The organism is Streptococcus intestinihominis (genome assembly GCF_046824975.1).
Classification (GTDB): Bacteria; Bacillota; Bacilli; order Lactobacillales; family Streptococcaceae; genus Streptococcus.
Map to the genome: position 1 here is coordinate 29,859 of NZ_JBKQBL010000001.1, position 8,288 is coordinate 38,146.

At 43.8% G+C, this 8,288-nt stretch carries 8 protein-coding genes and 1 riboswitch; of the genes, 1 reads left to right on the top strand and 7 read right to left on the bottom strand.

Translation table 11 applies throughout. The features are described from left to right. The 4 genes from ACLOR3_RS00155 to ACLOR3_RS00170 all read right to left on the bottom strand — a co-directional run. Positions 1–280, bottom strand: a 280-nt coding sequence (locus tag ACLOR3_RS00155) for a cation-transporting P-type ATPase (protein WP_412036869.1), incomplete at its 3' end; no start/stop codon positions are given. A gap of 223 nt (positions 281–503) precedes the next feature. After that, positions 504–658: riboswitch (M-box (ykoK) riboswitch) on the bottom strand. A 41-nt stretch (positions 659–699) separates the two neighbouring features. Further along, positions 700–1,869 (bottom strand): MalY/PatB family protein, encoded by a 1,170-nt coding sequence (locus tag ACLOR3_RS00160; protein WP_411399960.1) that lies wholly within the window; start codon positions 1,867–1,869, stop codon positions 700–702. A gap of 9 nt (positions 1,870–1,878) precedes the next feature. Next, a complete protein-coding gene (locus ACLOR3_RS00165) occupies positions 1,879–2,973 on the bottom strand; it encodes a cystathionine gamma-synthase (RefSeq protein ID WP_048689723.1) in 1,095 nt (364 codons plus the stop codon). A 140-nt stretch (positions 2,974–3,113) separates the two neighbouring features. Continuing rightward, positions 3,114–4,742, bottom strand: a complete 1,629-nt coding sequence (locus ACLOR3_RS00170) for a putative polysaccharide biosynthesis protein (RefSeq protein WP_411399961.1) — start codon at positions 4,740–4,742, stop codon at positions 3,114–3,116. 86 nt (positions 4,743–4,828) lie between these two features. Between ACLOR3_RS00170 and ACLOR3_RS00175 the strand changes: the two genes are divergently transcribed. Then, positions 4,829–6,274: a UDP-N-acetylmuramoyl-L-alanyl-D-glutamate--L-lysine ligase gene (locus ACLOR3_RS00175; protein ID WP_411399962.1), complete on the top strand. Its 1,446-nt coding sequence runs from the start codon at positions 4,829–4,831 to the stop codon at positions 6,272–6,274. A gap of 37 nt (positions 6,275–6,311) precedes the next feature. On the opposite strand, the gene ACLOR3_RS00180 is transcribed toward ACLOR3_RS00175, so the two are convergent. From ACLOR3_RS00180 to ACLOR3_RS00190, 3 genes are all read right to left on the bottom strand, one after another. Further along, the gene (locus tag ACLOR3_RS00180) at positions 6,312–6,962 is read right to left on the bottom strand and encodes a DUF1803 domain-containing protein (protein ID WP_411399963.1); all 651 of its coding nucleotides are present in this window, start codon (positions 6,960–6,962) and stop codon (positions 6,312–6,314) included. After that, the gene (locus tag ACLOR3_RS00185; RefSeq protein ID WP_048715371.1) at positions 6,946–7,458 is read right to left on the bottom strand and encodes a YiiX/YebB-like N1pC/P60 family cysteine hydrolase; all 513 of its coding nucleotides are present in this window, start codon (positions 7,456–7,458) and stop codon (positions 6,946–6,948) included. The genes ACLOR3_RS00180 and ACLOR3_RS00185 overlap by 17 nt, the downstream gene beginning before the upstream one ends. 63 nt (positions 7,459–7,521) lie before the next feature. Continuing rightward, positions 7,522–8,288 (bottom strand): manganese-dependent inorganic pyrophosphatase (locus tag ACLOR3_RS00190; protein WP_412036870.1); only part of this gene is annotated, 767 nt, incomplete at its 5' end.

Below are 8,288 nucleotides of genomic sequence, written 5' to 3' on the forward strand. Positions count from 1 at the left end.
TTGGATCTTCCTCACCTGGTTTGGCTAACCAAACATTGGTCACCAGAGAAACAAGGGCAATGAGCAGTAAGATGACTGTGAAGGGATTGATGATGGATTCAACAATCCGTTTCCAGATAGAATCATCTTGCCCCTTTGTGAGGACATTTTCTCCATAGCTATCCCGGTTTTCCTCTACTTGGTCTTCCGTCAAACCAGACCAGCTAGATTGATAGGTTGCTAAGGTTCTTGTTTCTGCATCTTGCAATGCAGCAATGAGTCTTTCTTTTGTTGTTTGCATTGGAATCTCCTTTTAAATCAGGAGCCAAACGCTTATAGAGTCCCGATGACACAAATCAGCGATTGGCTGGCTATGTGCGGTTCGGGATGATCGTCGATTTGTATCATAGTGTTCTCCTTTTCTACTTGATAGGTGAGAGGCTTCTTAAGCATAAGAAAAAAGCCCTCCCCTTTTATAGGTAGGACTCATTAAACTCGTCGTTTATTTTTTAATAAAAATTCTCAAAAAATAGACCGTCCAAGCTTTAGCTCCGCAAGGCAATGAAATGAGCTTAGTCTTGACCTTTGCGATCAGGACTGTTGACCAACGAGTAGTGTCTCCACTGCTTTGCGGTAGTCATCCGTATCCTTGTGGTAGCCTCACCTACCGTTATTCCCCTTGAGTATACTCCTCCCCTATAGAAAAGTCAACCCTTAAAATCAACCTTTTTTAGGAAAATTTGTTACAATCCGATCGACAATCTCTTGGACTAGGGTTTTCGGAGCTGCCACATTCAAACGGGCATGTTGCTTCCCTTCTACTCCAAAGTCTGTCCCTTTATTAAGGATGACCTTAGCCTGGTCATGAAGTCGAGCATGGAGTTCTTCCTCTGACAAACCGTAGGCAGAAAAATCAAGCCAGAGTAGATAGGTCCCTTGCGGTTTCATCACACCAATGTCTGTCTGCTCACGCAAAACTTCTACAGTGTAGTTGATATTTTCTTCCAAGACTTCCTTTAAGTCCTCTAACCAAGCCTTTCCTTTCTGATAGGCGACTTCGGTGGCGATAAAGCCAAGGGCAGAAATTTCATGTTGATTGTTTCGCAACTGCCGAGCTTGGAAGGATTTCCTTAGTGCATCATTTTCGATGATGGCATAGGAATTTTTTGTTCCTGCGATGTTGAAGGTTTTGGTCGCACTTGATAAGACAAGAGTGAAGTCCTTAAAGCTTGGATCTACTGTATTAAAACATACGTGCCGATTTCCAAATAGCGCCAAGTCTTGGTGAATTTCATCTGAAACAAGCAAGACCCCATGTTTTTGACAGAGACGACCAATCTTTTCTAGGACTTCTCGTTCCCAGATGCGACCGCCTGGGTTATGAGGATTGCACAGGATGTAGAGTTTGACTTGGTGCTCTACAAAGTCTTTTTCCAATTGCTCAAAATTAATTTGGAAAAGTCCATCCACTTCTACTAAGGAATTGGTCACTAATTTGCGTTGATTGAGGCGGACGCTACGGGCAAAGGGTGGATAAACTGGTGTATTGATGAGAACAGCCTCGCCTTCCTTAGTGAAAGCCTGAATAGCCGTTGAAATAGACGGAACCACACCTTCCATAAAGACAATGGCTTCCTTCTCAAACACATATCCATGCTCTGACTTTTCCCACTCCTGAACAGCTCGGTAAAGCTCTTCACTAGGATAGGTGTAGCCGTAGACTAATTGATCTGCGTAATCTCGAATGGCTTTTCGAACCGCAGGTAAGGATTCAAAATCCATATCTGCAATCCATGCAGGAAGAAGTTCTGGATCTTGCTCTGACTCCTTCCACTTGCTAGTATGATGCCCCAAACGATTAGGGACAGTCAAAAATTGTTCTTTTCCCATGATGGACTCCTATCTAGCCAATGCTTGTTCTAAATCCTCAATCAAATCCCGTGCATCTTCAATTCCGATGGAAAGGCGAAGCAAGTCATCCGTTAACCCATAGGAATGACGAACCTCTGCAGGAATATCTGCGTGGGTCTGTGTAGTTGGGTAGGTAATCAAACTCTCCACTCCACCTAAGCTTTCTGCAAAGGTAAAGACTTGCAAGTGGTTCAAAATGGTTGGAATCTTTTCTTGGTGGCTTACTTTAAAGGAAACCATGCCTCCCTTGCCGGTATACAAAACTTCCTTAACGGCTGGATGCCCCTTCAAGAATTCCACTACCTTCTTCGCGTTTTCTGTAGAGCGCTCCATTCGAAGGGCTAAGGTTTTTAACCCACGGATCAGTTGGTAGCTGTCAAAAGGAGAGAGAACAGCTCCAGTTGTGTTTAAGTTATAAAAGAGTTGCTCATAGAGACCTTCATCATCAGTCACTACAACACCAGCCAAAACGTCATTATGACCCGCTAGATATTTGGTCGCTGAGTGGAGGACGATATCTGCTCCTTCTTCAATTGGACGTTGGTAGATAGGGCTATAGAAGGTGTTGTCTACAATCACTTTTGCCCCTTTTTCATGAGCGAGTTTAGCTAATTTCTGGATGTCAAACTCCAGCATGAGTGGGTTAGTAGGCGTTTCAATATAGAGAATATCCACCTCTCCCTTCAATCCCTCTACCAATTCTTCTTCAGAATTTGCATAGGTAAAGAAAAAGCGTCCTTCTTGTTCCATTTGGTTGAACCAACGGAAAGAGCCTCCATAAAGATCTCTTACTGCCAAAACCTTACTGCCAACAGGAAAAATACTAAAGGCTAAGACAATGGCAGACATACCTGAGCTCGTCACCAAGGCATGCTCTGCACTCTCAATAGCTGCCAAGGTCTTTTCAGCGTTTACCCGAGTCGGATTCTTGGTACGGATATAGTCAAAACCAGTAGATTGACCAAACTCTGGATGCTGGTAAGTGGTTGAAAAATGAAGCGGAGTAATCAAAGCCCCTGTTGCTGGATCCGACTTGATTCCCGCTTGAGCTAGGATGGTGTTAATATTCTTTTTGTGACTCATACAAACCTCCAATGGACGTAAATTCAATTGTCTCTATTGTATCACTTCTTTAGATGATTCGGTTTTTCCTTTTTCAAGAGCTAGATATAGCTTCAAACTATAATGAAAAAAAGAGGTGGGATAGCCCCAACCTCTACTGGTTATGAAATATGAAATTTATTTCGAAGACTAGCTGCCTTGCTACCAATGAAGCGATCTAAAAAACGAAGACGAAGACCGAGGCCACCGTATACGACGATTCCAACACCACCAATCAGAGCTACATAGACCATGCTTGTCACTCGACCATTTGGTTTGATGACCAAGCCAAGGATAAAGCCTGCAACTAGGACCACCAAGAGCATGATCAAGGTGAGAATGGCTGTCAATAAGCTTCGTTTGAAGACTGTCTTGCGATTGAAATGAGTCACCTGATGAATTTCCTTGTACATAAGAACAATCGGAATCATGAGACCAATTGTAGTAGAAAGAAGAGGACCATAGGCTTTAAAGACATAAATGAAAGGTACTTGGAGAATCAGTTTTACCAATACTCCATAGCCAAAGTAAAGAATTGCCTTCCGATTTTGGAAAAGAGCCTGGATCATTGGAGAGAGAACCGTATACAAGCCTAGAATGACCGTTTGTAACATCGCTAGGATAAAGAGTCCCAAAGCAAGGGAATCTGGTTTCCCGTAAAAGACCGTATAGAGAGGCTCTGCAATAGCTACAGCTCCAATCGTCGCTGGAAGCAAGAAGGCTACTAGCATGGTCAAATTATCTTGAACCAGCTTACCTGCAGCCCGGAAATCCCCCTTGACATAGTTCTCTGTAAGGAGAGGGATTCCCACCCCACCGATCGATGTCGCAACTGCAATTAAAATCATGGTGATCTTGTTCGGATTCGCTGAGAAGTAACTGAACTGAACCAAAAGCTCTGAACGAGTGAAGTTGGTGAACCAAGACATGACATTGCTATAGGTCATCTGGTCGATAATTTGGAAGAGTTGAATAGCTGATCCTGTCACAATGAACGGAATCGCTTCACGAATGGTATCCCACAAGAGAGCCTTGGTATCAATCTGGCTATCAGACTCTGGGCGATGAATAATGTGCTGTAGAAGCCCTGTTTTCCAGAGGTAATAGACGAGGACTAGAAGACTCGCTCCCATCCCAATAAAGGCTGCAAAAGTGGACTGGGTTACGGCTTCAACGTAATCACCTGAGCCGACCTTCATAATGAAGTAGGCTGTCAAGAGCATCCAGATAACCCGAATCACTTGCTCAGCAATTTGACTGATGGCGTAAGGTTTCAGATTGTTATGCCCTTGGAAGAAGCCACGAACGACACTCATGGAAGGAAAAATCAAGACTGCCCAAGACAAGCTCTGCATGACAGGGATTAGGTCTTTCCCACCTCCAGACAGATTTGCAAATACTGGGGAAAGCACATACATGATAATAGCAAAAACCAAGCCCAATAAAGACATGAACTTAAGGAAGCCACGAATCATGGCAAAACTGTGCTCTTCTTGCCCCTTGGTATTGTACTTGGCCACCTGCTTAGCGACTGCTACTGGGACGCCTGCTGTTGAAATCAGCAAAAACCAAGCGTAGATATTGTAGCCCATAGTGAAGAGACCGTTTGCCTCTGCTCCATGTTTACCCATCCAGATATACCAAGGGATGATATAGGCCGCACCTAAGAGACGACTAATGAAATTGCTGGCTGTTAACCAGACTGTACCTCGAAGCATCTGGGCCTGTTGATTACTTGTTTCGTTACTCATATGTTTCCTCTACTTTATAGTCTTCTTTCATTATAAACTTTTCCTTTACACTTGTAAAATAAGGTCTTTCAGTTTAAAATAGGATTATGATAAAGATAGAAACTGTACTAAACATTTTAAAAGAGGATCACAACTTTCGTGAGATCCTACAAGACGGAGAATACCACTATTCAGCAAGTGGTGTTTCTTTTAATCAAATAAGCTACGATAGTCGAAAAGTCAACTCCGAGACCCTCTTTTTTGTCAAGGGGGCAAATTTCAAGAAGGAATTTTTGGAGCAAGCGATCGAGCAAGGTCTCCAGTGGTATGTCGCTGAGCAAGACTTTGAGGTCAGCATCCCAGCCATTATCGTTACGGATATCAAACAGGCTATGAGCTTGATTGCCATGGAATTCTATGGCTACCCTGAGCGCCAGCTAAAACTCTTAGCCTTTACAGGGACCAAGGGCAAAACGACTTCTGCTTACTTTGCCTACAAGATTCTTGAGCAAGGCCACCGTCCAGCCATGCTATCCACTATGAATACAACCTTGGATGGCAAGACTTTCTTCAAATCAACCTTGACCACTCCAGAAAGCATTGATCTTTTTGAAATGATGGCCCAGGCAGTTGCCAATGATCGGACCCACCTGATTATGGAGGTTTCTAGCCAAGCTTATTTGGTGAAACGGGTTTACGGTCTGACCTTTGATGTCGGTGTCTTCCTCAACATCAGCCCTGACCATATTGGACCAATTGAACATCCAACCTTTGAAGACTATTTCTACCACAAACGTCTCTTGATGGAAAATAGCCGTGCTGTTGTCGTCAATAGCGATATGGATCATTTTGAGATTCTTGCGGAGCAGGTTGCGGAGCAAGACCACGACTTCTACGGCAGTCAATCAAGCAACCAAGTCCAAAACTCCAAAGCCTTTAGCTTTTCTGTCACTGGCAAGCTGGCGGGAGATTATGATACCCAGCTCATCGGTCACTTCAACCAAGAAAATGCTGTGGCTGCAGGTCTTGCCTGCCTTCGTCTAGGAGCGAGTCTCGAGGATATCCAAAAAGGAATTGCTAAGACGCGCGTTCCTGGCCGAATGGAAGTCTTGACTCAGAAAAATGGAGCCAAGGTCTTCATCGACTACGCCCATAATGGAGATAGCTTGAAAAAGCTGCTCTCAGTAGTTGAAACCCATCAAACGGGGACCATTTCACTAGTCCTTGGATCAACCGGTAATAAAGGAGAAAGCCGCCGCAAAGACTTTGGCATACTCTTAGAAGACCATCCTGAAATCCAAGTCTTCCTCACTGCGGATGATCCCAACTATGAAGATCCTTTGGCTATCGCTGAAGAGATTAGCAGTTTCATCACGCGCCCTGTCGAAAAAATCGCAGATCGCGAGCAAGCCATTCAACTGGCTATGGCAACGACCAGCAAGCCTGAAGATGCCGTCATTATCGCCGGAAAAGGAGCTGACTGCTACCAAATCGTCAATGGCGTAAAAGAAGAATATCCAGGTGATGCTGCCATTGCTGAACGTTACCTATAATCAAACGAAAGAAGGCTAGGAAAATTCCTAGCCTTTTTTATTGTTTGATAAACATCAGTCTTTCCTTATCCAAGTCCACTGCTAATTCATATTTTCCTTCATCATTTTTGCGGATATAGCCTAAGACTTCTAAACTATCAACAAAGATGTCTCTGCGCTTTTGCTGGACTTCTTCTTTTTTGAGGAACTTGAGCAAAAAGCTGGTCATATACTTGATAGCATACTCGGGATTGACATCTCCCAAGATATCATAGATCTTCTCTTGCTCCTCTGTCAGAGGGTATTGGTGAGCCACCTTGTAGAAGTAATTGGAAAGTGTCTGTGCATGTCGTTCGAAGTCCGTCTCCTCTATGAGAATCGCTGCATTGGTAGTATTGCGGAGTTCTGTTTGGAAGACCTTGGCTTTTAATTCTTGATAAACTGTACTGTCCTCTCGAACAAAGACCTCTTGATCCAGTTCAACTCGATCAGCTGACTCTAAGAAAGGCAAATTGAGAGTGTAGCGTTTATTTTCTCGAAGGATGAAGCCCGCTTTGATATATTCCTCCATCAGCTTATCCACTGGTTGATCTGAAAATTGGGCCTTGATTTGCCGCAGGATCACATCATCCTGCTGGTCCAGATAGTTGATCAAGTCCTTGAAAAATGGCTGACGTGTCAAACGTGTGGAATTAATGATTCGAATCATCCAAATACCTTTCTTTAAACTGTAGACGGGGAGACTGAGCTAACTGACTCGGGTTAGTCCCGGGCTGATCTAGGGGAACAGCTAGTCCGAGTTCCTTGTAGTAATTCAGCCAGAACGGACTAATCTCCTCTTCCCCATCTCCAAACTTCATGGGAATGGTTTCAAAGATAGGAATTAGTTCAGCGATGAATTGGGAACAATAGAAACCATCTCCATCTGGATAAAAGGACGCATTGTAGGGAGACCCTAAAAGGTTTTCTGCCCGCTTTTCGACCTCTGGACAATCAATCTGTACATAGCGATAAAGGTCATAGACTTTTCCAGCTTCAAAGAAATCTTCGGGTGACTGGGAAAGAACACCGCCTTCCATCGTAGCATGATAGACCTGTCCGTCCAAAAAGATAGCCACATGGCTGTAGTTACCTGTCGAAGTCTGAATGGCCTGCCCCATTTCCGTATCTTCTCTCACAAAAATCAAATCACCATTTTCTAACATACTTCTCTCCTAGCAAAAAAGGAGTCGAAACTCCTTTTTTATAATGGGTTTCCCCATTTATCATTATGCATTAAAGCTTTCAGTCAATTGAGGAACCACTTGTTTCTTACGTGAAACGGCACCTGGAAGGAAAGCGTGATTGTTTTCAAGTTTGAAGTTGAAAGCTGCTTCTACCTTGTCCATATTAGCACCAAGGGCCAAAATTTCTGAGTTTGAGTTGACAATATCTGTAATCATCAAGACAAAGTCAGAGTAGCCGTTAGCTGCATTTGCGGCTTGGATGGCTGCTTCGATTTCAGCTTGGCGTTCCAAAACTTCAGCAATATCAACTGTGTTCACTTGAGCCACACGAACGTTGTTTCCGTTCAATTCAAAAGTCTTAGCATCGATGTCAATCAACTCTTCTGCTGATTTGCTTGCCAAGTTGGTACCAGCCTTGAGCATGGCAAGACCGTATTCTTCCAAGTTGACACCAGCCAATTCTGCCAATTCAGGCGCAATCACTTTATCAGATGGGTGTGTTGTTGGAGATTTCAAAAGGAGGGTATCTGAGATCAAACCTGAAAGCATCAAACCAGCGATTTCTTTTGGCACTTCTACACCGTGTTCTTTGAACATGCGGTACACGATAGAAGATGCTGATCCAACTGGTTCCAAACGCATGTAAAGTGGGCTGGCAGTTTCAAAGTTAGCCACACGGTGGTGATCCACCACACCATATACTTCTACTTCAGCGATATCTGAAACAGATTGTTGGAATTCATTGTGGTCCGTCAAGATGACTTGCTCTGCACCTTCTGCTTTGGCTGATGTGATGACGCGTGGTGCTT